Below are 1252 nucleotides of genomic sequence, written 5' to 3'. Positions count from 1 at the left end.
TCATCCATGACATCTCGAAGTGCCTGGTATCGCTCCGCCACGGCCTTTTCCGCGTCCATACCCGGCCAACGCGCTCGGCCCCTCTGGCTATTCCCCTATTCGGCTAACTAATTCCTGAGCGGGCCCTAACTTCCCCGAGGATGCGGACCCATGGTTCGCCAATCTGGTCCCCTACCTGGACCAGATGAACGTGATGACCTACGAGATGACGGGGCCCTGGTTCGGCTGGCTGTCCTGGTACACCTCCGCGCTGACGGGAGCGTCGGGCTACCACCCCACGTCCGTGGCCTCCAGCCTCAGCGCCTGGACCAACGCCGGCATCCCCAAGAGCAAGCTGGGCATGGGCATCCCGTTCTATGGCATGGCGTGGCGGAACATCACCGGCCCGTATCAGCCGTACACGGACTGGTCCGACTACGTGGGCAGCGACAACTCCTTCACCTACAGCAAGATTCTCCAGCTGTCGGCGACGGGCGTCTATCACTGGGACGAGGCGGCGCAGGCCAGCTACGTCACCTTCGAGGTCCCCGTGGAGGACGGCACGGTGCGGTGGATTTCGTATGACTCACCGCAAGCCATTGCCGCCAAGGGCGCCTTCGCCCATGACAACGACTACGGAGGCACCATCATCTGGACCATCAACCAGGGATGCATCGATCCGCAGACCGGCGCCAATCCGCTGCTCGACGCGGTGAAGGACGCCTTCCTGCCCTGAGCCGGTGAAGGAAGGGACCACGCTGTGTGCGCAGCGCGGACCCTGGCTCCGCGAGAAATGCCCTGCCTGGGGTGCCGAAGCGCCCCGGTGAGAAACGACGGCCACTGCCGGCACGCGCGGGCATTGACGAGACGCCAGGACACCTGCCCCGGGGGGCACGAGCGACAGGCTCGCCTGCCCCCGCGACGGGGCCGCGGATCTTCCCACTGACACCTTTGGAGCGGCCCCCCGATTGCTCAAGGCCGCCCACGGTGGATGCGTGACTGCCTACAGCGGGCATCACGAGGTCCAGGGCAGGTCAGGGCAGCACATGGGGGCGGACAGTGATGCGTTACGGGTGGAAGGCAATGGCTGGCGCAGTGGGAATGTGGGTCGTCACGGGGTGTGGCGCGGTTCCCCAGCCTGAGGACCACCCCTTTAAACATCTTGCTTGACGTAATCGACGGTGCCGGCAGCGAGGACGCGTGACGTCGCGACCTGTCGGCGCACCTCGCTTCCTGATGCGTAGCCCTTCTTCTTCCGTGGCTTGGGCCCGCG

The 1252-nt window shown here is 65.5% G+C and carries 1 pseudogene; it reads left to right on the top strand.

The features are described 5' to 3' along the window. Positions 1-127 precede the first annotated feature (127 nt). Positions 128-715 (top strand): annotated as a pseudogene (locus G4D87_RS37925) (glycosyl hydrolase family 18 protein); the annotation flags it as partial. Positions 716-1252: the final 537 nt, after the last annotated feature.

The organism is Myxococcus vastator (assembly GCF_010894475.1).
In the GTDB taxonomy this organism is placed as follows: Bacteria; Myxococcota; Myxococcia; order Myxococcales; family Myxococcaceae; genus Myxococcus; species Myxococcus vastator.
This window is presented reverse-complemented; position numbering and strand designations above follow the sequence as displayed.